This window comes from Noviherbaspirillum sp. (genome assembly GCF_035654295.1).
In the GTDB taxonomy this organism is placed as follows: Bacteria; Pseudomonadota; Gammaproteobacteria; order Burkholderiales; family Burkholderiaceae_D; genus Noviherbaspirillum.
In genome coordinates this window covers 1-25170 of the sequence record NZ_DASRXF010000203.1, presented here as the reverse complement: position 1 = coordinate 25170, position 25170 = coordinate 1, and the positions used below count along the sequence as shown (strand labels likewise).

Genomic DNA, 25170 nt, shown 5'->3' with positions numbered 1-25170 from the left:
ATGTCCATCGGCGCCCGATTCCGTATTGTTCGTTCCTACGGGCCGGCGCTTTGCCTGCCCCGCTCCCCTATCCGATCCACAACAGTTTCCGGAAGGAGGCATCGCAAGATGGAAACAAGCACCGTACTCTCGCTGGCGGCATTTGCCGGGCTCATTACCGCCACGCCGGGGCCAAACACCGTGATGCTGGCGGCTTCCGGCCTGGCATTCGGCGTGCGACGCTCGCTGCCGCAATTCGCCGGCATCCTGATGGGATTCGCATTGCTGCTGGCCGCCATTGCCGCCGGCCTGCAAGCCATGATCCTTGCGGAGCCACGCATTCTCTGGCTGCTGCGGCTGGCGGGCACCGTCTATCTCCTTTGGCTGGCACGCCGGCTCTGGAACGCGGCAAGCACGCCCGAGGCCGCATGCTCGACGCCAATACCGCTCGCGCAAGCGCTGGTATTCCAGTTCGTCAACCCGAAGGCATGGCTCATTGCCATTGCTGTTGTCACCGCGTTCGCGGAAAGCGCGACCAGCTATGCGGGCCAAGCCGTCCTCTGCTCCTTGTTCATGCTTTTCTCCGCACCTATCCTGTTCGCGTGGGTGTTGTTCGGCGCAGCCATACGGCATATCCTGCGCGACCCGCTCGCGTTACGGAGACTCAACCGCTGCGTCGCTATCCTCACCGCAATCACCATCTTCATGCTTTGGTAGCAAGCCCCCTGTTCAACTGCTTGAGAGGACCATCATGAGTACCGCCACTGAATCACCCGCCCGCATCCTCGACATCGGCTTCGGTTTCTGGCCATCCAAGATACTGCTCAGCGCCGTCGAAATCGGCCTCTTTACCGTGCTCCGGAAACGGCCCATGACAGGAAAGGAGCTGGAAGACACGCTCGATCTGCATCCGCGGGCCAATCCAGACTTCTTCGACGCATTGGTGGCATTGAAGCTTCTGGCCCGCGAGGGCGAAGGCAGGGACGCGCGCTACGGCAACACAAGCGACACCGCCCGCTTCCTCGATCGTGAGAGCGCCTCCTACATCGGCGGGATTCTGGAGATGGCCAACGCAAGGCTCTACCCCTTCTGGGGCGACCTGACGGAGGCGCTGCGGACCGGGCGCCCGCAAAACGAAGTGAAGCACAGCGGCAAGCCAATGTTCGACGAGCTCTATCGCGATCCCAAACGCCTCGAACAGTTCATGGACGCCATGACCGGAATTTCGCTCGCGAATTTTCAGGCATTTGCCGGCAAGTTTGATTTTTCCAGATACACGACCCTCTGCGACATCGGCGGCGCCACCGGCCAGCTATCGCTCATCGTGGCCCGGGAACACACGCACATGCGCTGCACCACGGCCGACTTGCCGGTCGTAACGCCCATCGCCCGGCGAAAGATCGCTGCGGCGAATATGGAAAACCGCGTGAAGGCGGCTTCCGTCGATTTCCTCTCCGAGCCATTGCCGCGTGCCGACATCATCACCATGGGAATGATCCTGCATGACTGGAATCTCGACAAGAAGATGCACCTGATTCGTGCCGCATATGACGCATTGCCCGAAGGCGGCGCCTTCGTCGCCATCGAGAATCTGATCGACGACGCGCGCCGCGAGAACGCCTTCGGCCTGATGATGTCGCTGAACATGCTCATTGAATTCGGCGACGCCTTCGACTTCACCGGCCGCGACTTTGAAGGATGGTGCCGCGACGTCGGCTTCCGGAAGGTGGAGATCATCCCCTTGGCTGGTCCGGCAAGTGCAGCGGTTGCGTACAAATGAGGCCGATTGGCAGCAGGCCGAGAGAGGTGCGAAGGCCGTAGGCTGGGATGCAATCCCAGCGCAGTTTAACGATGGGACGCTTGCTGGGATTTCATCCCGGCCTACCGAGCTTGAACGCCGTCGCTTCAATCTCGATCAGCCAGTCGGACTTCAGTAGCGATTTGACAACGACCATTGTCGACGCCGGCCTGTTGTTGCCCAGGTACTTCGACCTGATTTCCGCAAGCCTGGCCGCGTCGGCCGGGTCAGTCAAATATGTCACGATCTTGATCAGGTTCGAGACATCCATGTCGGCCGCACCCAGGATCTCCACAATATTCTTCCATGCCGCGTCCGCTTGTTCGGCAAAGCCGCCGGCCACGCGACCGTCTTCGCGGATGCCGATCTGACCCGAGATATTCAGTGTCCGGCCCTGCCCTGTGGTCAGGATTGCCTGACTATAGGCGCCGAGCGGCGCGGATATCGTCTCCGGATTGATGATTTGAACAGTCATGATTTCCTCATTTTTGTCAGTAACAACGTCAATATCGCTTCACGCCGTAACCAGGGCATGCACTTTTTGAAAGAACGCGGCGTTCTCATCCGACAAGTCATCGAGTACGTCCATGTGGTCGCGCCATGGAACGGTGAAGCGCTCGATGCGCCGTTCTTTCGTCGCGAAGGCCTGCACATAAACGTCGGACTGGCGGTGGAATTCGGCGGACTCCTTGCCGCCGCACACGACGAGCTGCGGCGCGCAGGTCGCCGGTTCGTGATTCATCGGGCTCTGGTTCGCCGCTTCCTCTTCGTCCAGGCCCAAACCCCGGTTGATCGAGGTGTGGCGCAGCGGTTCCAGCTCAAACAGACCGGAAATCGGAATGCCCCCCTTGACGAGATCGCTTGGCAAAGCCGGCGCGACGGCTGCCCACCGGGTTGCCATGAGCATGGCGGTAATGTGTCCGCCGGCAGAATGGCCCATGACGAAGATCCTGTTTCGATCGATGCCCAGTTCACTTGCGTTCCGCCAAACCCAGGCCACCGCTCGCCTGGCCTGCTCCGGTATTTTTCCGATGCGGACCGTGGGACAAAGCGCATAGTTCGGCAGGACGACGGACACGCCGCGTCTGACAAAGGGCTCCGCAATAAAGCTGAACACGGATTTGTCGAATCGCTGCCAATACCCTCCATGGAAAAACACAATCGCCGGAGCGGCTGCAGCACCGCCGGCAGAGAAGACGTCGAGCCGCTCGCGCGCCTGCGCACCATACGCCAGGTCAAGCTTCGCATTCGTCCCTGCGCGAAACCCGGCACTTCGCGCCGTCCATCCCGGAATCACCACGCTCTCGAAATCGGGGCGTGCCAAACGCACGTTGTACTGCCGCTCCAGTTCTTCCGGCGTGTACTGGTGGTGCCCTGTCATACATCCTCCTTGCATGCAGATTCTGCGGTTCTTGTCATGCCGCGATATTGATGCCAAGGTAGCGGTCCTTGACGCCGTCGTCGGCGAGAAATTCGGCATTGCTTCCCGTATAGACGACGCGACCCTGTTCGATGATGTAGTGCCGATCGGCCAGCTGCGTACACACCGCCAGATTCTGCTCGACCAGAATGATGGGAATACCGCTTTCCTTGATTTTTCCGATCTGGGTAACGATCTCGTCCACGATGACCGGCGCGAGCCCTTCCACCGGCTCGTCGAGCATCAGCACTTTCGGATTGGTCATCAGCGCCCGGCCGATGGCAAGCATCTGCTGCTCGCCGCCCGACAGCTGGCTGCCGCCATTCCGGCGCCGCTCGCGCAGGCGCGGGAAGATGCGGTATATCTCTTCCAGGCTCCATGGAGAATCGCGGCGCGCGGCCATGGTGAGGTTCTCTTCAACCGTCAGAAGGCGGAATATCCCGCGATGCTCGGGAACAAGGCTCAGGCCTTTCCCGGCAATGGCATGGGGTGGCAACCCGGCGATCTCTTTTCCATCGAACCGGATGGCCCCCCTGCGCGGCGCCACGACGCCCATGATGGTCTTGAGTGTCGTCGTCTTGCCGGCGCCGTTCCGCCCGAGAAGGGTAACCACCTCGCCTTTTTCAACGTGAAGGGAAACACCCTGAATAATGTGGCTTTTGCCGTAATAGCTGTGGACATCGAGCAGCTCGAGAATCATTTCCGCCCCCCGGTGATCATGCTTCCGAGGTACGCCGAGCGTACGCGGTCGTCGCAACGCACCGCGTCGGGCGCTCCCTCGACCAGTACCTGGCCAAGCTGCATCACGGTGATCGTGTCGGAGATGTCCATGACAATATCCATGTTGTGCTCGATCAAAACCACGGTGTAGTCACTGCGCAGGCTGAAGATCAGCTGCTTCATGTCGCCAATGTCATCCACACCCATTCCTGACGTGGGCTCGTCGAGAAAAATCACTTTGGGACGGGCCGCGAGCGCCATGCCGACCTCAAGCCTGCGCTGCTGGCCATGGGACAACTCCCCCGCGAGGCGGGAGCGAACAAGCGTGAGATTCAAGCGCTCGGCAAGAGACGCCGCGGTCTCGCATGCGGCCTTGAAACTCTCCGGGCGCCGCCAGGGATGGAATGCCTGCACCGCATCCACGCCCTGCGCCGCCAGCCGCAGATTCTCGAGTACCGTCAGGTTCGGAAACAGGCTGGTCACCTGAAACGATCTCGCGAGGCCTGTGCGGACGCGTTTGAATCCGGGCAACGCTGAAATATCCACGCCGTCCACAAGGATCTGGCCGGAGGTGAGGGGGACGGTGCCGGTCAATGCATGGAACAGGGTCGTCTTTCCTGCGCCGTTGGGCCCGATCACCGAATGCACCGTGTGTGGAAGTACGTCTATCGATACGCCGTTTACCGCGGTGAACCGGCCATACCGCTTGACGATATTCCGTGCCTGGAGGATCGGCTCAGTCATACGCGGCACTCCTTTGCGTTGCGGTGTCGTCAGCCCGCCCCTGTCGACGCACACGCTGGAGCAAGCCCGTTCCCACACCCCATAACCCCTTTTGCATGAACAGGCTGACGGCAATCAGCAGCATCCCGAGAAGCATGAGCCAGCGCGGCCAGAGCGTGGAAAGCCAGTCCCCGACGAGGACATAGAAGCCCGCGCCGAGCACCGACGCAAACAGTTTTCCTGTTCCGCCGATCACCGTCATGATGAGGATGGACTCGCTCGTCCCGTATTCGATGTTGGAAAGGGGAGCGATTCCGGTCAGCATTGCGTGAAGCGCGCCGGCGAGACCGGTGATGGCGCCGGATATCATGAAGGCGATGAGTTTGAGCATTCGCACGTCGTATCCGGCTGCCGCGGCGCGCGCTTCATTGTCGCGTACCGCCAGCAGAGTACGTCCGAGGATGGAATCGACAATCCGCTGCAATACCCAGAACACGACGACAAATACGACGGCAACCAGCGTGTAGTATTCCCATGGCCCTGCGGTCGGGAGCAGTCTTTGCCCGAGGATTTCCAGAGGAGGACGCGGTATGTCGAGCAGGCCGTTGTCGCCGCCCGTGATGTCGCGCAGCGTGTAAGCGAGAAAGTAGAACATCTGCGCGAACGCGAGGGTCAACATGACAAAGTAGGTTCCGCGCTGCCGGATCGAGAACCAGCCGACCAGCGCGGCCGCCAGTGCCCCCACAATCATCGCCAGCGGAAGAACGGCGATCAGCGGGATGCGCAAATGCAGCAGGGCCAGTCCGGCGGCATAGCTGCCGAGTCCAAGGAAGATGCCCTGGCCGAATGACATCAGCCCGGTATAGCCGAGCAGCAGATTGCATCCCAGCGCCGCGAGCGCGAAGATGAGGACTTCGGTGGCGAGCGAACCGGAAGTCAGGACGAGAGGCAGCACGACCACCGTGGCTACCGCCATCGCCAGGTGGCGATATTGACAGAGAAAGCTTGCGTTCATTGGATTCCTAGGTTCTTCCAAACAGCCCGTTCGGGCGCAACAGCATGACCGCCGCCATCGCGACGAAGATCATCAACCGGGCCCCCTCCGGCCAAAGGGTGCTCATCAGGCTTTGCACGACACCGACCAGGAGCCCGCTCGCCAGCGCGCCGGCAAAGCTCCCCATGCCGCCGATGACAACAACGACGAACGCGATACCGAGCGCCTCGACGCCCATGAACGGCTCCACGCCCCGGAGCGGCGCAGCGAGGACCCCCGCCAGTCCGGCCGTGGCGCCGCCGAGCGCAAAGACAAAGCTGAAGATCCGGGTAACGTGAATTCCCAGGAGCGACACCATTTCGGTGGACTCGCTCCCCGCGCGGACAATGGCGCCGAGACGTGTCTTGTCGAGCAAGCACCAGAGCAACAGTGCAATGACGGCCGTGAATGCAATGACAAAGATCCGGTACTTGGGGTAAACGAACTGACCCAGTATCAGCACGCCTTCAAGTGCCTCGGGCACGGCGACGTTCTGGCCCACGATGCCCCATTGCAGGATCACCGCCTCCTGCAAGACCAGTGCGACGCCGACCGTCAGCAGGATATGAAATTCATGCGGCAGTTTGTAAATGCGATGCAGGAAGGCTTTCTCGGTGATCCAGGCAAAGCCGCCGACGATGACCGGCGCGAGCACCAATGCCAGCCAGTAGTCGAGGCCGGCCAATGCGAACTGATAGCAGGCGTACGCGCCGAGCAGAAAGAATGCACCGTGCGCAAAGTTGACGAAGCCGAGCAGTCCGAAGACGATGCTCAGCCCCACGGCCATCAGGAAGTAAAGCATTCCGATGCCGATGCCGTTGATTATCTGAAGTAGGTAGATGTTCATCTTTTCAAGCCGGGCGCTTCGAGCGTAGGACAGCCGGCGGCCGCGGCGACGGTAAACCGCCGCCGCCGCATGAGCGGCTGCTTTTTTTTGGCGGGCCTCGCTAGGCCATCTTGCACAAGGTCTTTTCCACCGGCAGGAAGGATTTGCCGGAGGAGACGATATCGCCGTAGTCACTCTTGTTTTTCATCGCAGCCTTGGGCTTGCCCTTGAGCAGATAAAAATCCTTGATGACCTGATGGTCTCCCCTGCGGATCTCTTCGATGCCTGTCGGCCCTTCATACTGCATGCCTTCCATCGCCGCGATGACAGCCTTGGGGTCGGTGCTATTGGCTTTCTTGATGGCGTCGAGAACGACTTTGGCGCAGGTATAGGTACTGGTGACCGTGAAATTGGGATCGCTCCGGGTCGCGCCGTTGGCCAGCCTGGTGAATTCCCTGTTGAACGGGGTATCGACGCCGTGCCAGTTCTGCAGACCGAAATACACGCCGTCGCAAATATCGGGACCCAGCGATTCGAACTGTTCCAGGCCGGCGGACTGCGCCACCACGACGATCATGTTTTTCTTGATGCCGAAGCTCACGGCCTGGCGCAGCGTGTCGGACGACTGCGAGGCAAAATTCAACAGCAGCAATACATCGGGTTTGGCCGCCATGGCGTTGGTGAGATAGCCGCTGAACTCCTTCTCGGCAAGCGAGTGGGAACTGTTGCCCACGTGCTCGATCCCCTTGGCTTTGAAGACTTCCTTCGACCAGTGCAGCAGGCCTTCGCCGAAGACATACTGAGGGGTGATCGTGTACCAGCGCTTCGCATTCGGGAATTTCTCCGCCACCTGGCGCACGGTCTGGTCGATGATCCCGTAGGTCGGCACCGACCAGCGGAACGTCGAGCGATTGCAATCGCTGCCCGTGATTTCATCGGCGCCGGCGATGGTCATGTACACGCCTCCCGCCTTGTCCACTTCCTTGCTCATGGCAAGCGCCTCGGACGACAGGATGCCGCCGACAAAGAATCGGGCGCCCTTCTGCTGTGCCGCTTCCTGCACCTTGCGCACCGCGGTTGCCGGTTTTCCTTCCGTGTCCATCGTGGTGTAGGTCACGCGCTTGCCGAGCAGCTTGCCGTAGTTCTCCACGGCCAGGCGCACGCCCATTTCCGAAAACTTTCCGTTTGCGGCGAACGGTCCCGACAGGGGCACCGGGCAAACGAGCTCGATCGTATCGGATTGGGCAAGTACCTTGCCGAAAGCAGCGGTGAGCGGTGCGGCTGCAGAGAGTTTCAGAAAATTGCGACGATCCATCATTGTCATGTCTCCTTGTTATAGGTACGCCATGCGTTGTGGCGTTTGCTTTACCGCGAGGACGCGGGAATGCTCACGCCAGGGTTTTTCTCAGATTGGCAAGCCGATTCTTGACGCGATCGACCGTCAGTGCATCGGCATCCTCCGGGCGGCCGGAGTTGAACGGAGGCTGCGGCGCATACTCGATGAAGAGCTGGATTTCCTTGGCTTCCTGCTCTCCGAAAATGTGCGCCACGACTTGCAGCGCGAAATCGATGCCGGCCGTGCATCCTCCCCCGGTAATGCGGTTGCGGTCGTGCACCACCCTGCCCGTGTCGGGAATCGCTCCGAACGCCGCCAGGTGCTCCCTGTAGTTCCAGTGGCTTGCCGCCCGATACCCCTTCAGCAAGCCTGCCGCGCCGAGCAGCAAGGAGCCGGTGCAGACACTGGTGACCCAGCTTGCGGCTTCTCCCTGGCGCCGCAGCCACTGGCACAATTCCGCATCGTCCCTGAGCGGGACTTGTCCCGGTCCGCCCGGGACGCACAGAAGGTCAACTTGCGGGCAGGTTTCCAGCGTCGCGGTCGGCGTGATGCTATAGCCTGAATCGACCGGCACCGGCGCCAGGTCCTTCCATACGAGGTAGACCTCGGCGCCGGTGGCGGCGGCGAACACCTGCACAGGCCCGACCAAATCCAGCGCTGTCACATGCGGAAACAGCAGCACTCCGATCTTCAACGGTTTCATATTTCCTCCTGGTTGCGTTGCCGCCTGATCGACAACTTGGATCACAAGTATCGTGTCCGTGCAGGTTGGCAGCAATGACAAAGACCTGCGCATTTCTGCTACAGTTTGCGCATGAGCAGACCCGCAACAAAACAGCGCAAGGCCGGCCGACGGCGCACCGTCGCATTCGTCACATTCCCTTCCGTGCAGCTTCTCGACTTTGCCGGCCCGATCGATGTCTTTTCCCTTGCCAATCGCCTCAGCCCCGAACCACCGTTCAATATCGTTGTGCTGTCCGCCGGCGGCGGCCCGATCCGGACTTCGAGCGGACTCGAAATAGCAAGTGCGTCGATTGAAGACATACGGCCGTCTTCGCTCGACACGCTGATTCTCGCGGGCGGCCCCGATGAAGGCCTTCGTGCGCTGGTGCACGATCCATCCCTGAAGAGTTGGACACAGCAGGCCGCGAAGGTGGCCAGGCGATACGGGTCTGTTTGTTCGGGTGCGCTTGCGCTTGCGGAATGGGGACTGCTCGACGGCTGCAGGGCGACCACTCACTGGCTGGCCGCGGGATACATGGCGAACCGCTTTCCGGCGATCGACGTGGACCCCGAAGCGCTCTACGTCCGCGACGGGCGCGTATGGACATCGGGCGGGGTCACCGCCGGGATCGACATGTGCCTGGCGATGATCGAGGAAGATCTGGGCCGGCTGATGGCGGCGAGCATCGCCAAGCATCTCATCCTGTCGACACGGCGGCTGGGCAACCAGTCCCAGTTTTCGCTCATTCTTGATTCGCAGCTTGGCCGCTATGCCGAGCTGGTCGACTGGATGCGCACGCATTTGCACGAGCCGCTCGACGTGCAGCGTTTGAGCGAAGCGGCAAACGAGTCGGTGCGCAGCTTCCACCGCAACTTCAGGGACGAGACCGGGCTCACGCCGGCCCGGTTCATCGAAGAACTACGCCTGCAGGTCGCGCGCAACAAGCTGGAAGCGGGCGCATCGGTGAAGGCCGCCGCGCGGGCTGCGGGATTTACATCGGACGAACATCTGGCGAGGGTGTTCCGGCGGCGCTTCGACATGACTCCGTCGCAATACGGCTTGCTTCATTCCGGGTGACACGCCGCCTGCCGCGCTCGGCGACGGCAAACCGAATCGTTCGGCTTGCCTACCCGCGCTTCCCGCACTGCAATGCGGCCGCCCAACCCAGTTCTGCGAGCTCGCGCGCCTGCGCCCCCACCCGCGCCGCATCCGCGGCCGCCGCGGTCCCATCCTCGGCGCGCTTGGCGATTCCCTGAAGGATGGCCGCAAGCCGGAACAGGTTGTACGCGATGTAATACTCCCAGTCGTCGATCCGGTTGCGGCCGGTGCGGTCGCAGTACATCGCGATATATGCCTGCTCGGACGGTATGCCGAGCGCCGGCAGATCCAGTCCTGCGATGCCGCGGAACTGGTGCGGCGCAATCCGGTAGCCGAGGCAGTGGTACGAGAAATCGGCTAGCGGATGGCCCAGGGTGGCGAGCTCCCAGTCGAGAATCGCGGTCACCCTCGGTTCGGTGGGGTGGAACACCAGGTTATCCAGGCGGAAGTCGCCGTGGACGATGCACGTTTCCTCGCCGTCCGGAATATGCCCGGGCAGCCATTCGATGAGCTGTTCCATCGCCGGCTGTACCTGGGTCTGCGAGGCCCGGTATTGCTTCGTCCAGCGCGAAATCTGCCGGCCGAAGTAATTGCCCGGCTTCCCGAAATCCGCGAGTCCGGCATTGGCGGGATCAACGCTGTGAAGCGCGGCGATCACGCGATTCATTTCGCCATAGATCGCCGCTCTCTCCGACGCCGGCAGCATCGGCAATGCCTGGTCCCAGAAGATGCGGCCGGATACAAAACCCATCAGGTAGAACTGGCGGCCGATAATCCCCTCGTCTTCACAGTGCACAAAGGTCTCGGGAACCGGAATCCCGGCCCGTCCAAGCGCGCTGATCACGCGGTACTCGCGGTCGATGGCGTGCGCCGAGGGCAGCAGCTCCGTAGCCGGCGCCGGCTTGGTGCGCAGCACGTAATTCCGTGTTGCAGTGCTTAACCGGTAGGTCGGGTTCGACTGCCCGCCTTCGAACTTGCTCAACTCCCGTATGCCATCGAAGTCAGGGACATGTTCGGACAGATACGCATCCAACCGCGCGCGTGCGCGCGCATCGAATGCTTCGATTGTGTGTGGTGCTTGCATGCTGTAATCGTCAACTCCGGGCTGTTACCCGTTCCGCGCCGGCTCGGCCGACAACTTGAAGTCCTTGAACTGCTTGCGGATCTCGCTTTTCAATACCTTTCCTGTCGCCCCGATGGGCAGGGCATCGACGAATACCACGTCGTCCGGCAGCCACCATCTGGCGACTTTCCCTTCGTAGAAGGCCAGCAGGCTTTGCTTGTCGAGCTCCGCGCCCGGTCTCTTCTCGACAACCAGGAGGGGTCTCTCGTCCCATTTCGGGTGGTAGACGCCGATGCACGCCGCCTGATGGACGGCAGGATGGGCCATGGCGATGTTTTCCAGATCGATCGAGCCGATCCATTCGCCTCCCGACTTGATCACGTCCTTGCTTCTGTCCGTGATCTGCATGTAGCCATCGTTGTCGATCGTGACCACGTCGCCCGTCGGAAACCATCCATCCTGCAGCGCCTCGCCCCCTTCGCCCTTGAAGTAGCTGCTGATCACCCAAGGCCCTTTTACCAGCAGGTTGCCGCGCGTCTTTCCATCCCAGGGCAGGTCCTCGCCGAGGTCGCCGGCGATTTTCATTTTGATTCCGAACACCGCCTGCCCCTGCTTTTCTCGCAGTTGCTGCTGTTCTTCGGCACCCAGCACTGCGTGCCGCGGGTGCAAGCTGCATACCGCGCCGACCGGCGACATCTCCGTCATGCCCCAGGCGTGGATCACTTCGACGCCGTACCGCTCGCGCCAAGCTTTCATCAGCGCCGGCGGGCAAGCCGATCCGCCAATGACGATCCTCTTGAACGTGGTAAAGCGCTTTCCAGCCTTGTCCGCATGGTCGAGCACTCCCAGCCACACCGTCGGCACGCCGGCGGAGAAAGTAACGCCCTCCCCCTCGATCAGCTCGAACAATGAATTCCCATCAAGTGACGGACCGGGCAACACCAGCTTTGCACCGGCCATCGGCGCCGAGTAGGGAAGTCCCCATGCGTTGACGTGAAACATGGGCACCACCGGCATCACAACCTCGCGCGAAGAAAGGCCGAATGCGTTTGGCTGTACAGTCGCATACGAGTGCAACAACGTCGACCGGTGCGAATACAGCGCGCCCTTCGGGTTCCCGGTGGTTCCCGACGTGTAGCACAGGCTCGATGCGGCCGCTTCGTTCAACACCGGCCATGTGTAGTCGTCGTCATGCTGTTCAAGCAGTGATTCGTAGCAGAGGAGATTGGAGAGCACCGTTGTCTTTGGCATGTGCTCGCGGCCGCACATCATCACGAAGCCTTTTACCCCCTTGCATTGCGGCGCGACAGACTCCACCAGGGAAAGGAAGCTGATGTCGAAGAAGAGGTACTGGTCTTCCGCGTGGTTGATGATGTAGGCGACCTGGTCGGCATGCAGGCGCGGATTGATGGTATGCATCACCGAGCCGGAACCTGAAATCGCGTAGTACAGCTCGAGATGCCGGTAGCCGTTCCACGCCAGCGTTCCGATCCGCTCACCCGGGCGGACGCCGAGCGCCGCAAGCGCCTTCGCCATCTTCCGCGCCCGCTTGTGACAGTCGCGATAGGTGTAGCGATGCATGTCTCCTTCGACCCGGCGCGACACGATTTCTGTGTCCGGGTGATACCGCTCTGCATACTCGATGATCGACGAAATGAGCAGCGGATCGCTCATCATTTGTCCCTCTACGGGGCTCGACGAAAACTGGAACATCAGATTCTCCTGGGCTGTCGCTGGAATGAGAGATTTCCGCCAAACGCGGAATTCGATTGCCTGGAAGCGTCGCTCGGCCTTGTCCACCCCACCGCGCGCTGGATATCCGTGATATCCGGCAGCGGAATGCGGGTTTTATATCGGCTGAGGATCCATGCGCGTATGTCTTCTTTTGTCGCTTGCATGTCCCGGCTCATATCGACGGTCTCATCGTTCCCCTCGCACTTCTGCGCGTGCCGCAAACCGCCTGACGACGTTCCTTAACAGCTGCGAGATGTTGTTCTCGTAGTTGTTGTGCGAGAGGCTGCCGCAGAACGTGATCGAGCCAACGGAGAAAACAGCGCCTCCGCCGGGCCTTTCGAAGTAAGTCATGTCTGCGCGGATGAGGTCGGCGGAGCCGCCGCCGCCGATGTGCGGAAGCGTCGACAACACTTCTTCCGGCGTAACGCCGAAATGCGCCTGGTGCTTTTCGGAACGTGCAACTACGACGGCATTCACGGGCGTGCCGAGTTCGATGTCGGCACGATCGAGCTCGAAGCCGGCGGCGCCGCCGCCGGAAAGGCCGAAGTTGCCGAGCAGTTCGTCCTGGATCCCTTCGAACATCCATGCCATGTCCGGCCGGTACGATTCAGGGAGCCGGCGGTAATAGGTCCCCTCGAAATACCCTTGCGCGGTCATCCCCACGCCGACCAGTGCCTGCGGCGGGCGGCGATTGCGCCGCCAGAGGCCGCCGAACGCGCCATCCAGCGCGTGGTAGTACTCCCCGGGGTCGGACGCCCAGGCGCGCGTACCGGCTTCGGCCCGCCGCACTTCGAGGACGTCTGGCACGCTGCTGCTGATACCGAGTTTCCAGTAGAAGCCGTTTCCACCGAGGTAGACAAACTTCCCGCCATCGTCGATGTAAGCCTGGAGCGCATCCAGGGTCTCGACGGTGTGGTATTCGGGATGGGTTCCGGTGAGCACGCAGCGGTAATCCTGGAGGAGCGCGCGGCCCTCGCGATGGAGATCATGGTCGGTAATCACATCGAATTCGATCCCCGATGCGCGCATCCAATCGACGATGTGCATGTCGGCCGACAGGTGGCGGATGCCCGATCCTTTCAGGTCGACATAGCAGATGTAGCCGGGACGGTCCGTGAGGACGGGGCGGCGCGAGCTCGAATAGATCACTCCGCTTCCGTCCCGGTGCCGGTCGTAGGTCGAATAGCCGTACTCGCGGTGCTCGGCGGGATGGTGCGGGTACCCTCCCCACTCTGCGCGGCGGGCGCGGTACGCATCGTCGAAATTGGCGCGATCGAAATTGGCATACACCTGGTAGGTGAAGGTCGGAACAAGCAGCGCGACTGCTTTCTTCGACGCGGTTTTGGCCGGCAGCACGTACAGCGGAATCACGTCTTCGCTACGGCCGCAACGCAAGCGGAAGCCGTACACGCCGCTGGCAAGATCCTCGGGGATGCTTGCCACGAAGTCCGTTTCCCATCCACAGTCGTACAGGTCATCCTCGTGAAAATGGATGGCGGCATAATCGCGCGGCGCCTGCGTCCAGTTCATTTCCCTGCCTGACCAGCGCGAGCCGCACACGGCGCGCGCGGGCAGGTTGACGACGTGGCCCGGCGCGCGGCGGGTACCGCGATCGGTCAAGGTCTGCCCCGGTATGTCGGCTGAAAAATCCCACCAGTGGGCAACGTCGCCGCTCCGCTGCACGGCGTCCTCCAGGTCGAGCAATTCAGGCGTGTCGATTGCCGAGGTCAGGACTGCGGGGTCTTCCAGGCGGCCGTTGAAGAACCGCGAATACTGCCCGGCGCTCGCATCCCATGCCGCAGCGAGTACGACACGTTGCAAGGCGAGGTCAGGCGGCAGGCCTCCCACCACGGTCTTGTGGACCGGTGCCCCGTCTCGCCGGTGGAGCGGGATCTGGTGGAAGGAAACCTTGGCCCCGTCGCTCACGACGCGCAACTCATACCACTTTTTCCTGTGCATCGGAGGGAGCGCCACTTCAAGCCCGGACGGCAACGCAAGTACCGTGCCGCGCGCCGAGACCGACATCGAGATCGGTTGCTGCATGACGAGCGCGGCGACGGTCTGGTACTTGTCATCCAGCAGCCAGGGCTGGACGCGCACCGAAAAGGTCCATCGGTTGCCGAGCCCGGTGCCGCCCGGAACGTCGACGACGCCGTATGAGCCGACCCGGATCTGTTGCTTCCGCGACGGGTATGAGCCGTTGAACGGCGCTGCCATTTCACGGTACCGGACCCCGGTGCTGTCGGGGTTCGGATCGGCGCTGAGGATCTGGACGAAGTCGACGTCGTAGGTGCCGTCGTAATCGCAACTCACCTTGACCTCGACCTGCTCCCCGGGGCGTGCCGACGACCTGTTTGTGTATCCGATGATAGGAACCATGCTTGTGCCTGATTGATTGAACAAAAACTAGCTGCGCGCCGTGCCGCGAATGCCGGAAGCCTCGGCAATCGGCGCGCGGCTTTGACGCGTCAGTTTGAAGCTGATGACGATCGCGGTGATCAGTGCGAGAACAATGACGCCGCCGTTGAACATCATTGCACCGTCGAGCGAGCCGGTCATGTCCTTGATGTAGCCATTGATCCAGGGGATGACGGCATTGGATGACACGCCGATCGCGGCGACCATCGCGATACCGCTTGCCGCCGTCCGCCCCTTGAAGATCATCGGCGGCAACTGCCAGAACGACACCATCGCACAGAAAGCGCCCGCCGCAGCCATGCACAGACCGACCATGATCACGTAGGGAGAAGCCGACATCGCCGGAATGACCGTGCCCAGCGCGGCGACCGCAATCGGCCCGCTCACATGCGCCACCGTCGTGGCCTTTCCCTTGAGCCAGAAGCCGTAGACAAGCATCGCAATGGCGGCAGTGGCGAACGGCGACGCGGAGATCATGCCGATCTGGCCGGTCGTCAGGTTCCCGCCCATCGTCGACTTGAACCCGGCGACCATTTGCGGCAGGAACCAGAACAGGATGGAGAACGTGACGTTGATGCCAAAGAATACGAAGCCCAGCGCCCAGACCTTCCCGTCCGCCAAGGCCTTGAGGAATCCGTGGTCGTTGGCGATCGCCGACTTTTCCTCTTCTGCCAGGGCGCTGCGAATCGCGCTCTTTTCCGTCGCGCTCAGCCATTTTGCTTCTTCAGGCGTATTGGTCAGGATGAAAGGCAGCATCAGGCCGAGTGCCACGGGAATGAGGCCCTCGATGATCAGCATGGCGCGCCATCCGGAGTAGCCGAAGACTGACGCATGGTCGATCAGGTAGCCGGATACCGGTGCGCCGACAACGAAGGCGATCGGCGCCGCCATCATGAACATGGCGACGACAGAAACGCGTTCCTCGCGCGGAAGCCACCGGGTCAGGTAGTACAGGACGCCGGGGAAAAGACCCGCCTCGGCCGCGCCGAGCAGAAGCCGCGCGGTGTAGAGGTGGGTTTCGTTCTGGATCAGGCCGGTGGCGGCGGAACACAGGCCCCAGGTAATCATGATCCGGGTAAACCAGATGCGCGGCGAGGTGCGGTGGAGAAGAATGTTGCTCGGGACCTCGCACAGAATGTAGGTCATGTACAGCAGACCCGCGGCAAATCCGTACTGGGCCGCCGTCAGGCCGAGCTCCTTGTTCATCGTGAGGGAGGCATATCCCAGGTTGACCCGGTCGATGATGCACATGAAATACATGAGCATCAGGACGGGGGTAATCCTCCACGAAATCTTGCGTACCAGATCCTGGGACAAACCGGCAGAAAATCCTGTATTCATCTTCACTCCTAATGGGTGAGTTGGGCAGACCGGCCGCAATTTACGGAATTACGGCCGCTCGCTTGGGTTCAAGAGGCCATTGCACTGTCAAGGGCTGCTGTGAAACGGTCGAAGAGCTCGTTGACCTCCTCCTCGGTGATGACGAGGGGAGGCGAAAAAGCACATACGTTGTTCGCAAGCTTCCGGAAGATCAGGCCATATCTGTTTTCCGCGATCGCATGTACCTTCTTTACCAGCTCGCCCCCGGGATCGCCGGCGCTGCCCGGCGCGGGCCGCAGCTCGACGGCGCCGACCAGTCCGACACAGCGGGCGTGGCCCACGAGGGGATGCTCCTGCAGCGCCAGCAATCGCCGCTTGAATACTTCGGCCATGCGTTTTACATGGTCAAGAATATTACGTCGTTCGATGATATCGAGCACGGCAAGCGCAATTGCACAACCGACGGGATGCCCCGCGTAAGTGGCTCCATGGGCAAAATAGTGGCCGTTCCTGTCGCTGCCTTCCGTGATCCGGTCGACCAGCTCTTGCTCGAGGATGACGGCGGAGAGCGGGAAGTAGGCGCTGGTAAGCCCTTTGCCCATCACGATGGCGCGCGGTTTGATGCCCATCGTGTCACTGCCGAACCAGTCCCCCAGCCGCCCGACGCCCGTAATCACTTCATCGGAGAAGAACGGAATGCCGAAACCTTGCAGCAGCTCCTGGACGCGGTTGTAGTAGCCGGAAGGCGGGATCACCACTCCCCCTGCTCCGCCGACCGGTTCCGCGAGGAAGCCGGCGATGGTTTCCGGTCCCTCGGACTCGATCAAGGTGCGGAGTTCGCGCACCATCCGCTGGCAAAAGTCGTCTTCCGACTCGCCGGGCAATGCATTGCGGTAGTAGTGCGGGTCCGCGGTATGCAGGAAGCCGGGCAGCGGCAGATCGAAGCCCTTGTGGTTGCCGGCGATGCCTGTCAGGCTCGATGCGGCCAGCGTGGCGCCGTGATAACCATTGGTGCGGGAGATGAACTTCTTTTTCTTCGGCAGCCCGGCGGCGTTGTTCGCAAAGCGCACGAACTTGACGAGGAAATCGTTGCCCTCGGACCCGGTGCAGGCAAAGTAGACCTTGCCTTTACTGATCGGCGACTTTGCAAGCAGCCGTTCCGACAGCACTTCGGACGGCACCACCGATTTCCCTCCCAGCGTATGGTAGTAAGGAAGGGTTTTGAACTGCTCGATGGCTGCCTCGACCAGTTCGGGATCGCCGAAACCGAGGCTTGCGCACCACATGCCGGAAGCCGCTTCAAGAAGCGGGCGCCCGGCCTCGTCATAGACCCAGACGCCGCGGCCGCCCTTGATGAGCTTCAGGCTGGCGCTGTGCTGGAGCGCACGAAGGTCCGCGAAGCCGTGCAGCGTTGACGAAGCCGCGCCGATGGCGGCGATCGATTCGTTTGCATTCATGTTGATACCTGACGAATAAGCGTTGGATGGAACGCGCCCGTCATGACCTTAGAAGGTATGACGGATGCCGGCGGAAAGCGCCTTCGGATCGGCGCCCGCGGCCGAGGGGAAGACTGCAGGAATGGCGGCCAGCAGGCTTACCCGTCCTGTCGCGTTGTTCATCACCTGGCCGTAGCTGCCGTAGACGAGTGTCCGCTTCGAGAGCGGGTATTCGTAGGCCAGGCCGAGGGTAGTGCTTTTGCCGTCCGGCAGCGCGGCATATTCAAAGGTGGTGCGCATGGCGTTGGCGATGACGGTGCCGCCGGCCAGCGGAACGCGCGCGCCGATCCAGAACGTCTTGTTCTCGGTGAAGCGCGGATCGAGGGCAAGGCCGGTCGCGGTGGTTGCCGCGGGGACCAGATTCGCACCCGACGGCCGATAGTTGTAGTAACCCGTAAACAGCTTCGCGACATTGAAGTTGTAGGTGCCGGCGACCGCGTATTCCGTTTGCCAGTCCGGCTCGGCGCCGGCGACGATGGTGGATGCGTACTGGCGGAACCGGGTAACGGCGGCGGACAGCAGGACCGGGCCCGATGCGTAGTTGCCGCTGGCGCCGACAAGACGGCCCGACCCGGCGGGGTTTTCATCGCCCAGCCCCAGCATCAAGCGGCCGGAAAGCGCCCCGGAGGTGCCGGTAAGGAGAATCGAATTGTTGATGCGCCCCGTCGCCTGGTGTCCGCCTGATCCGGCGCCCGAACCGGGACTTTGATACAGCGCGTTGCCCGTTCCCTGATTGTTGCCCCAGTAGCCCTGGCTGCCGGGATCCGTGGTTGCCAGGGTCAGCAGCATGGGCGAGTACTGGCGTCCGAACGAAACACTGAGCGAGGACGATGCCAGGCCCACCCATGCCTGACGGCCAAACAGCACGCCGCCCTGGCCGATCGTTCCCGTGTCGGGGTTGAATCCGTTCTCAAGAACGAAATTCGCCTTCAGGCCCCCGCCCAGATCTTCGGTGCCCCGAAATCCGATTCTGCTCCCGAGCCCTACCCCGGAAGTCATTTCCTTTTGCCGGAGCGCGGCGCCGCCGGCGTCTGTCACGCTGACGGCGACATCGAGCAGGCCATACACTGTCACATTGGATTGCGCTGAAGCTGCCCCGGAAGTAAGCAATAGCGGGAGCAAGCAAGCAAGCTTTCGCATGGATTCACCTTTAATCGTTGTTTTCCGTTACGCATTGCGGCATTCGCCGGGCGCACGGATTATTTGGTTTATCGGAAGCCTCGCCGCAATCACGACACTCGCGGGAATGAATCGAAAGCGTGTCGTCCTCAACTCTGAAAATGCAGTAAGTTCATTCGCCAGTCGTGTTGCAGCAAGACCATGCTAGCAACAGGAAGATGTGTCAGTAAGGCACAAAATTCTCACCCGGGCGGTCTCAAAAAGTTTCCACCGAGGGGCTTGGACGAACGAAAAAGTCACCACACCCGGCCCAGTGCGGGCGGGGCAATCGAGGTGACGATTTCGGGGGAAATGCAGAGGGGGAAATGCAGAGAGGACTCAGGCGTCCTTGAGATTTTCCATCAGCCACTCCCGCAGCCGCACAATGCGCGGCTCATTCTCGCGATCGCTTCTGGTGACGAAGTAGTAGCCGCCGATGCGGGGCGCATCGGGAACGACCTGCAGCAGGCCGCCGCGCATGTTTTGCACGTTGAAAACGTCGGGAAAAAGGCCGGGACCCTGATCCCGGTGCACCGCCTCGAGCACTGCGGTCGACACGCCGACGCGGGGCCCGTTCAAGTGGCCGCAGTTCTTGATGCCCAGCGCATCGAACCAGTTTTGCCAGTCTTCCTGGTAACGCTCGTGGATGAGAGGCACGGACAGCAGGTCCTTGGGCTGGCGTATTTCCGGATGCTTTTCCACCCACGCCCGCGACGCCACCGCGATCAGGCGCGGTCTCAGGATCAGGTGGTTCGAGAGATCGCGCGCGGTGGGGCAGCCGTAACGCACCACGGCATCGACCTCGTTGTCGAAGAAGGAGGGCGTTTGTTCGGTCGGGAGAAGCGATATCGCCACCCCTGGCAAGGCCTCCTGCAAGGATCCCAGCCGCGGAAGAATCCAGAACGTGGCGAAACCGGGCATCGCCCAGATCCGCAGCTCCTTGGTCTGGCGGGAAGGCTTGATCTCCTCCGTTCCCTGCGCCAGGAGCTTGAAGCTTTCAGCGACGAAGGTGTAGAGGCGCCGCCCCTCCGCCGTCAGCTCGGTGCCGCGTACCGTTGTCGATACCAGCTTGACGCCGAACCATGCCTCCAGCTCCTTGATCTGCCGGACCACTGCCGTGTGGGTCACGCACAGCGTTTCCGCGGCGCGGCGCAGGCTCGTGGTCTGGCCCAGTACGTAAAAGACGCGCAATGCGTTCAGGGGAGGCAGTTTCATATCGCGCTCAAGTAGTCAGGTTCGCCGCACCGGGAGGGGTGCAGCGTTGCCGAACCCGGTCGAAAATGGTACCACGCACATGGGGCATTCATCGGCCTTGCCCGGTGCTGTCCTATGCTGCGGCGGCCGCATCGTCCAGCTCCATCACCGTCCCCGACAGCGCGCCGTCGTAACCGGCCAGAGCGCTGATCGCGTGACGGATTTCATCGCTTGCCATCAGTTTCACCGCAAGGGAAAGCCGCGGGTCGTCCAGCTGCTTGCGCTCGGCCGCAAAAAAATACTGTTCGCGCACCACCGGGAGGAAGTCGAGATTGAAGCGGCGTGCGGCAGTCTCGACACCGAACCCCACATCTGCCATGCCACTCGCAACAAATGCAGCCACGGCGGCGTGCGTAAACTCCGCGCTTTCATAGCCCGGCACTCGGGCCGTCCTGATTTTCTCCTTCGCCAGCAGTAGTTCGAGCAGTACCCGCGTGCCCGAGCCGGCCTGGCGATTCACGAAGCGGATATCGGTCCGCGCAAGATCGCGAAGCGACGTGATGCCTTTCGGATTGCCTTTCTCGACGAACAGGCCCTGCGTCCGGTATGCGAGGTGCACGAGGACGTGGCGCTTCGGATCCAGCCATTTGAGGTACTGCTGTGCGGCGGCTCTCCGGAATTCCCCGACCGGGAGGTGGAATCCCGCCAGGTCGCATTCCCCGCGGGCGAGCGCGGCAACCGCTTCCGTGCTCCCACGGTACTTCAGGTCAACCACGATATCGCCCGCACTGAACTTCCTGACGAGGGCGTCGACTGCGAACCCATGAGATGCGGTGAGCCGGAGAGCGGGGCTTTCCTCGGCAAGCACGGTCGCGAGTTCACGCTCCAGTTCCGAAGCCAGGGTTTCAAGGAATGGCGAGAGACGCGCTTCAATCCGCTTGTCGGCCCAGATCAGCTTCTCGGCAAGCGGCGACAAGCGCGTGCCCTGTCCGCGCGACTTTTGCACCAATGCGGCGCCGAACCGTTCGTCGAACTCTTTCAGCAAGCCCCACGCATAGCGATAAGACAGTCCGGCTGTCTGCGCCGCGCTGGCAATGCTTCCCTGGTCGCGGATTTCCGTCAACAGCCGCAGGAGCAAGGGCAGCGAAATCGTCGTGCCGTCGCCGTGGCGCAGCAGCCATTCCGGTCGAATTTCGATTTTCATATGCTGTTTCAATCATATTGAAGCTGAATTTTCAGCATGTTAGCCTGCGGCCAATCAAATCAACAACTGGATTTCATATGCTTTTTCATGCATATATCACTGGCGGGGACCGACATGGATAGCCGACTCCCCTGCACTGTCGCCGATCCTGTCGCCAAAACGGTTGTACGCATCGCCGCGGACAAATCGGCGATCCCCGGCGGCCTCGTTCCAGCCTTGCACGCGGTCCAGGAAGCACTCGGCTGGATACCGCCCGAAGCCGTTCCGGCGATTGCCGGCGCCTTCAATCGCTCGCGCGCGGAAGTACATGGCGTCGTCAGCTTCTATCACGACTTCCGGACAACGCCGCCTGCGCAACATCAACTGAGGATTTGCCGGGCTGAGGCCTGCCAAAGCATGGGCGCCGACGGCGTGCTTGCCGAAGCGGAACGCATCCTCGGCTGCCGGATGCATGAACAAACTGCCGACGGCTCGATGTCGCTTGAGCCCGTCTACTGTCTCGGGCAGTGCGCCGTTGCGCCGGCACTGACGGTCGACGAGCGTCTTTGGGTGCGCGTCACCCCTGACCGCATTGCCGAAATCCTCGACCAAGCCAGACAGGAAACCCTATGACGGTACGAATCTTTTTGCCGCGCGACTCCTCGGCGCTCGCGCTGGGCGCGGAGAAGGTGCGCAAGGCGATCGTGTCCGAGGCACAGCGCCTGGGTGTGCCCGTGGAAATCGTGCGGACCGGTTCGCGTGGCATGTTCTGGCTCGAACCCCTGGTGGAGGTGGACACCCCCGCCGGTCGCGCGGGGTACGGACCGGTGCGCGAGACCGATGTTCCCGGCTTGTTCGCGAGCGGCTTTCATCTGGGCAGCACACGCCATCCCCTCTCGCTGGGTCTGGTAGACCAGCTGCCATATATGAAGCGCCAGGAGCGTCTTACCTTCGCACGCAACGGCGTGGTGGACCCGCTTTCGCTCAGCGATTACCTTCGGCACGACGGCTACCGGGGATTGCGCGCGGCACTTGCCATGCCCCCGGCCGCCATCGTCGAGACGGTGACGCACTCCGGTTTGCGCGGCCGCGGGGGCGCCGCGTTTCCAACCGGCGTCAAATGGAAAACCGTCCTCGATACGAACGCGGACCGGAAATACGTGGTGTGCAACGCCGATGAGGGCGACTCAGGCACATTCGCAGACCGCCTCGTGATGGAGGGCGATCCTTTTTCACTCATCGAAGGTATGACGATCGCTGCCATGGCGGTATCCGCCACGAAGGGCTACCTCTACGTCCGCAGCGAATATCCGCATGCCATGGCCACGCTGGAAGCGGCAATCCAGACCGCGAGACATGCCGGTTACCTGGGTGACGATATCCTGGGTTCAGGCAAGCAGTTTGACCTGGAGGTGCGCAAGGGCGCCGGCGCGTATATCTGCGGCGAGGAAACAGCGCTTCTGGAAAGCCTGGAAGGAAACCGCGGAATCGTCAGGGCGCGCCCCCCGCTGCCCGCGGTTCACGGCTTGTTCAATCAGCCGACGATTGTCAACAACGTCCTTTCATTCACGAGCGTCCCGGTCATCTTGCACCGGGGAGCAGACTTCTATCGTGATTTCGGGATGGGCCGGTCGCGCGGCACCATCGCCATCCAGCTTGCCGGCAACATCAAGCACGGCGGTCTCATCGAGAAAGCCTTCGGTGTCACGCTGCGCGAGGTGTTATACGAATACGGGGGTGGAACGGCATCGGGCCGCCCCATCAAGGCGGTGCAGGTCGGCGGCCCGCTCGGCGCCTATCTTCCGGAATCGCGCTGGGATACACCGCTCGACTACGAAGCATTTTCCGCCATCGGCGCCGTACTGGGCCACGGCGGCATCGTCGTCCATGACGACAGCGCGAACCTCGGGCGCCTGGCGCGCTATGCGATGGAATTCTGCGCCATCGAATCCTGCGGCAAATGCACGCCCTGCCGCATCGGCTCAACCCGCGGCGTGGAGGTGATCGACAAGATCATCGGCAGCAACGGCAGCAACGGCAGCAACGGCAGCATGCAGCAGATTCAACTCCTGCGCGATCTCTGCGACACGATGGTGCACGGCTCGCTTTGCGCAATGGGGAGCATGACGCCTTTGCCGGTTCTCTCTGCGCTGGACCATTTTCCCGATGACTTTCGCCGCGATGATTCGGGGCGCGACATGGAGAGGCGAATGCCATGAAAGAAACGGTTCTGACGCGAGACTGCGGCACCCCGGCGCGCTCATCGGCGATTCAGGTCAACCTGGAGATCGACGGCATTGCGGTCACGGTTCCAGCCGGCACATCCGTCATGCGCGCGGCGGCGGAAAGCGGCATCAATATTCCGAAACTCTGCGCGACGGACAGCATCGAGGCATTCGGTTCGTGCCGGCTGTGCCTGGTCGAAATTGAAGGCAGGCGGGGTTACCCTGCATCCTGCACCACCGTCGTGGAAGAAGGCATGAAGGTGCGCACGCAGTCCGGGAAGCTGCAATCCTTGCGCAAGGGGGTCATGGAGCTTTATATCTCCGACCACCCGCTTGACTGCCTCACCTGCCCGGCAAACGGCGACTGCGAACTCCAGGACATGGCGGGCGTCGTCGGACTGCGGGAGGTGCGGTACGGCATAGACGGCGCCAATCACCTCGCCGACAAAAAGGACGAGTCGAATCCCTACTTCACCTACGATCCCGCCAAGTGCATCGTCTGCAACCGGTGCGTCCGCGCCTGCGAGGAAACCCAGGGAACGTTCGCGCTGACGGTTTCGGGACGCGGATTTGCATCACGCATTACCGCGGGGCAGGCCGACACCTTCATGGAATCCGAGTGCGTCTCCTGCGGCGCGTGCGTTCAAGCCTGTCCGACCGCAACCCTACAGGAAAAGTCGGTAATCTGGCTCGGCCAGGGCGAACACAGCGTCGTCACCACCTGTGCCTACTGCGGCGTCGGTTGCGCACTGAAAGCCGAATTGAAGGGCAACCAGGTCGTGAGAATGGTGCCTTACAAGGACGGCAAGGCCAATGAGGGCCATGCCTGCGTCAAGGGGCGCTTTGCCTGGGGCTATGCGACGCATCGCGACCGCATCACCACGCCGATGATACGCAACGCGATCACCGAGCCGTGGCGCGAAGTGTCCTGGGACGAGGCGCTCGATTTTGCTGCTTCCGAATTCAAGCGAATCCAGGCCGGATACGGCCGCGACTCGGTTGGCGGGATCGTTTCCTCGCGCTGTACCAACGAAGAGGGTTACCTCGTACAGAAACTGGTGCGGGCGGCATTCGGCAACAACAATGTGGATACCTGCGCGCGGGTATGCCACTCGCCGACCGGTTACGGGCTCAAGCACACCCTGGGCGAATCCGCCGGTACGCAGACGTTCAAATCGGTGGAACGTGCCGATGTCATCATGCTCATCGGCGCCAATCCCACCGACGGCCACCCGGTCTTTGCGTCCCGCTTGAAGAAGCGGCTGCGCCAGGGCGCAAAGCTGATTGTCATCGATCCTCGCCGCATCGACCTGGTGAAGTCGCCGCATGTGCGCGCGGCCTGCCATCTGCAGCTGCGTCCCGGAACGAACGTCGCCGTCCTCAACGCCCTCGCGCATGTCATTGTCGTCGAAGGCCTGCTGGACGAAGCGTTTATCGCCGGGCGCTGCGAGGGCAAGGCTTTTCATGCATGGCGCCAGTTTGTCTCGCAGCCGGAAAACGCGCCGGAGGCGACCGAAGCCGTCTCGGGGGTACCGGCCCGGCTGCTGCGCGAAGCTGCCCGTACGTACGCCACGGGCGGCAATGCGGCAATCTATTACGGTCTCGGCGTCACCGAACACGCACAAGGTACGACCGCCGTGATGGCCATTGCGAACCTTGCGATGGCCACCGGGAACGTCGGGCGCGAAGGCGTCGGCGTCAACCCGCTGCGCGGCCAGAACA

The 25170-nt window shown here is 61.9% G+C and carries 22 protein-coding genes; 6 read left to right on the top strand and 16 right to left on the bottom strand.

Annotated features, from left to right (window positions below):
- Positions 1-108 precede the first annotated feature (108 nt).
- Positions 109-696 (top strand): LysE family translocator, encoded by a 588-nt coding sequence (locus tag VFF99_RS18745; protein ID WP_325020442.1) that lies wholly within the window; start codon positions 109-111, stop codon positions 694-696.
- Between the two features lie 34 nt (positions 697-730).
- Positions 731-1759 (top strand): methyltransferase, encoded by a 1029-nt coding sequence (locus VFF99_RS18740; protein ID WP_325020441.1) that lies wholly within the window; start codon positions 731-733, stop codon positions 1757-1759.
- Positions 1760-1850: 91 nt separating this feature from the next.
- Here the strand turns inward: VFF99_RS18740 and VFF99_RS18735 are convergent, their stop codons facing one another.
- The 8 genes from VFF99_RS18735 to VFF99_RS18700 form a co-directional block, all read right to left on the bottom strand.
- Positions 1851-2252: a RidA family protein gene (locus VFF99_RS18735; protein ID WP_325020440.1), complete on the bottom strand. Its 402-nt coding sequence runs from the start codon at positions 2250-2252 to the stop codon at positions 1851-1853.
- Positions 2253-2291: 39 nt separating this feature from the next.
- Positions 2292-3158: an alpha/beta hydrolase gene (locus VFF99_RS18730; RefSeq protein WP_325020439.1), complete on the bottom strand. Its 867-nt coding sequence runs from the start codon at positions 3156-3158 to the stop codon at positions 2292-2294.
- 34 nt (positions 3159-3192) lie between these two features.
- A complete protein-coding gene (locus tag VFF99_RS18725; RefSeq protein ID WP_325020438.1) occupies positions 3193-3897 on the bottom strand; it encodes an ABC transporter ATP-binding protein in 705 nt (234 codons plus the stop codon).
- Positions 3894-4661, bottom strand: a complete 768-nt coding sequence (locus VFF99_RS18720; RefSeq protein ID WP_325020437.1) for an ABC transporter ATP-binding protein — start codon at positions 4659-4661, stop codon at positions 3894-3896. Before VFF99_RS18720 ends, VFF99_RS18725 begins: the two co-directional genes overlap by 4 nt.
- Positions 4654-5655 (bottom strand): branched-chain amino acid ABC transporter permease, encoded by a 1002-nt coding sequence (locus VFF99_RS18715; protein WP_325020435.1) that lies wholly within the window; start codon positions 5653-5655, stop codon positions 4654-4656. The genes VFF99_RS18720 and VFF99_RS18715 overlap by 8 nt, the downstream gene beginning before the upstream one ends.
- 7 nt (positions 5656-5662) lie before the next feature.
- Positions 5663-6520: a branched-chain amino acid ABC transporter permease gene (locus VFF99_RS18710; RefSeq protein ID WP_325020434.1), complete on the bottom strand. Its 858-nt coding sequence runs from the start codon at positions 6518-6520 to the stop codon at positions 5663-5665.
- A 100-nt stretch (positions 6521-6620) separates the two neighbouring features.
- Positions 6621-7814, bottom strand: a complete 1194-nt coding sequence (locus VFF99_RS18705) for an ABC transporter substrate-binding protein (protein WP_325020466.1) — start codon at positions 7812-7814, stop codon at positions 6621-6623.
- 73 nt (positions 7815-7887) lie between these two features.
- Positions 7888-8538: a DJ-1/PfpI family protein gene (locus VFF99_RS18700; RefSeq protein ID WP_325020433.1), complete on the bottom strand. Its 651-nt coding sequence runs from the start codon at positions 8536-8538 to the stop codon at positions 7888-7890.
- 111 nt (positions 8539-8649) lie between these two features.
- Between VFF99_RS18700 and VFF99_RS18695 the strand changes: the two genes are divergently transcribed.
- Complete coding sequence (locus VFF99_RS18695) at positions 8650-9636, top strand: GlxA family transcriptional regulator (RefSeq protein WP_325020432.1); 987 nt, start codon at positions 8650-8652, stop codon at positions 9634-9636.
- Positions 9637-9685: 49 nt separating this feature from the next.
- Here VFF99_RS18695 and VFF99_RS18690 read toward each other — a convergent pair whose 3' ends face one another.
- The 8 genes from VFF99_RS18690 to VFF99_RS18655 form a co-directional block, all read right to left on the bottom strand.
- Entirely contained in the window at positions 9686-10741 is a 1056-nt protein-coding gene (locus tag VFF99_RS18690; protein WP_325020431.1) for a phosphotransferase family protein, read from the bottom strand.
- Positions 10742-10765: 24 nt separating this feature from the next.
- A complete protein-coding gene (locus VFF99_RS18685; RefSeq protein ID WP_325020430.1) occupies positions 10766-12433 on the bottom strand; it encodes a 3-(methylthio)propionyl-CoA ligase in 1668 nt (555 codons plus the stop codon).
- Positions 12434-12640: 207 nt separating this feature from the next.
- Positions 12641-14833, bottom strand: a complete 2193-nt coding sequence (locus VFF99_RS18680) for a N,N-dimethylformamidase beta subunit family domain-containing protein (protein ID WP_325020429.1) — start codon at positions 14831-14833, stop codon at positions 12641-12643.
- A 27-nt stretch (positions 14834-14860) separates the two neighbouring features.
- On the bottom strand, positions 14861-16213 hold the full coding sequence (locus VFF99_RS18675; RefSeq protein WP_325020428.1) for an MFS transporter: 1353 nt from the start codon (positions 16211-16213) through the stop codon (positions 14861-14863).
- Between the two features lie 68 nt (positions 16214-16281).
- On the bottom strand, positions 16282-17649 hold the full coding sequence (locus tag VFF99_RS18670) for an aminotransferase class III-fold pyridoxal phosphate-dependent enzyme (RefSeq protein ID WP_325020427.1): 1368 nt from the start codon (positions 17647-17649) through the stop codon (positions 16282-16284).
- A 48-nt stretch (positions 17650-17697) separates the two neighbouring features.
- A complete protein-coding gene (locus VFF99_RS18665; RefSeq protein WP_325020426.1) occupies positions 17698-18828 on the bottom strand; it encodes a porin in 1131 nt (376 codons plus the stop codon).
- A gap of 357 nt (positions 18829-19185) precedes the next feature.
- Positions 19186-20061, bottom strand: coding sequence for a LysR substrate-binding domain-containing protein (locus VFF99_RS18660; protein ID WP_325020425.1), 876 nt, complete (start codon positions 20059-20061; stop codon positions 19186-19188).
- A gap of 112 nt (positions 20062-20173) precedes the next feature.
- The gene (locus VFF99_RS18655; RefSeq protein WP_325020424.1) at positions 20174-21244 is read right to left on the bottom strand and encodes a substrate-binding domain-containing protein; all 1071 of its coding nucleotides are present in this window, start codon (positions 21242-21244) and stop codon (positions 20174-20176) included.
- A 114-nt stretch (positions 21245-21358) separates the two neighbouring features.
- On the opposite strand from VFF99_RS18655, the gene VFF99_RS18650 reads away from it, so the two are divergent.
- From VFF99_RS18650 to VFF99_RS18640, 3 genes are all read left to right on the top strand, one after another.
- Entirely contained in the window at positions 21359-21856 is a 498-nt protein-coding gene (locus tag VFF99_RS18650) for a formate dehydrogenase subunit gamma (RefSeq protein WP_325020423.1), read from the top strand.
- On the top strand, positions 21853-23442 hold the full coding sequence (locus VFF99_RS18645) for a formate dehydrogenase beta subunit (RefSeq protein ID WP_325020422.1): 1590 nt from the start codon (positions 21853-21855) through the stop codon (positions 23440-23442). The genes VFF99_RS18650 and VFF99_RS18645 overlap by 4 nt, the downstream gene beginning before the upstream one ends.
- A partial coding sequence (locus tag VFF99_RS18640) for a molybdopterin-dependent oxidoreductase (protein ID WP_325020421.1) occupies positions 23439-25170 on the top strand: 1732 nt, incomplete at its 3' end. The genes VFF99_RS18645 and VFF99_RS18640, both read left to right, overlap by 4 nt.

Coding starts and splice junctions, on each gene's coding strand:
- VFF99_RS18685 (WP_325020430.1), bottom strand. CDS start 12,433: ATGTTCCAGTTTTCGTCGAGCCCCGTAGAGGGACAAATGATGAGCGAT.
- VFF99_RS18680 (WP_325020429.1), bottom strand. CDS start 14,833: ATGGTTCCTATCATCGGATACACAAACAGGTCGTCGGCACGCCCCGGG.
- VFF99_RS18735 (WP_325020440.1), bottom strand. CDS start 2,252: ATGACTGTTCAAATCATCAATCCGGAGACGATATCCGCGCCGCTCGGC.
- VFF99_RS18660 (WP_325020425.1), bottom strand. CDS start 20,061: ATGAAACTGCCTCCCCTGAACGCATTGCGCGTCTTTTACGTACTGGGC.
- VFF99_RS18745 (WP_325020442.1), top strand. CDS start 109: ATGGAAACAAGCACCGTACTCTCGCTGGCGGCATTTGCCGGGCTCATT.
- VFF99_RS18665 (WP_325020426.1), bottom strand. CDS start 18,828: ATGCGAAAGCTTGCTTGCTTGCTCCCGCTATTGCTTACTTCCGGGGCA.
- VFF99_RS18725 (WP_325020438.1), bottom strand. CDS start 3,897: ATGATTCTCGAGCTGCTCGATGTCCACAGCTATTACGGCAAAAGCCAC.
- VFF99_RS18670 (WP_325020427.1), bottom strand. CDS start 17,649: ATGAATGCAAACGAATCGATCGCCGCCATCGGCGCGGCTTCGTCAACG.
- VFF99_RS18650 (WP_325020423.1), top strand. CDS start 21,359: ATGGATAGCCGACTCCCCTGCACTGTCGCCGATCCTGTCGCCAAAACG.
- VFF99_RS18730 (WP_325020439.1), bottom strand. CDS start 3,158: ATGACAGGGCACCACCAGTACACGCCGGAAGAACTGGAGCGGCAGTAC.
- VFF99_RS18700 (WP_325020433.1), bottom strand. CDS start 8,538: ATGAAACCGTTGAAGATCGGAGTGCTGCTGTTTCCGCATGTGACAGCG.
- VFF99_RS18715 (WP_325020435.1), bottom strand. CDS start 5,655: ATGAACGCAAGCTTTCTCTGTCAATATCGCCACCTGGCGATGGCGGTA.
- VFF99_RS18690 (WP_325020431.1), bottom strand. CDS start 10,741: ATGCAAGCACCACACACAATCGAAGCATTCGATGCGCGCGCACGCGCG.
- VFF99_RS18740 (WP_325020441.1), top strand. CDS start 731: ATGAGTACCGCCACTGAATCACCCGCCCGCATCCTCGACATCGGCTTC.
- VFF99_RS18705 (WP_325020466.1), bottom strand. CDS start 7,814: ATGGATCGTCGCAATTTTCTGAAACTCTCTGCAGCCGCACCGCTCACC.
- VFF99_RS18720 (WP_325020437.1), bottom strand. CDS start 4,661: ATGACTGAGCCGATCCTCCAGGCACGGAATATCGTCAAGCGGTATGGC.
- VFF99_RS18675 (WP_325020428.1), bottom strand. CDS start 16,213: ATGAATACAGGATTTTCTGCCGGTTTGTCCCAGGATCTGGTACGCAAG.
- VFF99_RS18645 (WP_325020422.1), top strand. CDS start 21,853: ATGACGGTACGAATCTTTTTGCCGCGCGACTCCTCGGCGCTCGCGCTG.
- VFF99_RS18710 (WP_325020434.1), bottom strand. CDS start 6,520: ATGAACATCTACCTACTTCAGATAATCAACGGCATCGGCATCGGAATG.
- VFF99_RS18655 (WP_325020424.1), bottom strand. CDS start 21,244: ATGAAAATCGAAATTCGACCGGAATGGCTGCTGCGCCACGGCGACGGC.
- VFF99_RS18695 (WP_325020432.1), top strand. CDS start 8,650: ATGAGCAGACCCGCAACAAAACAGCGCAAGGCCGGCCGACGGCGCACC.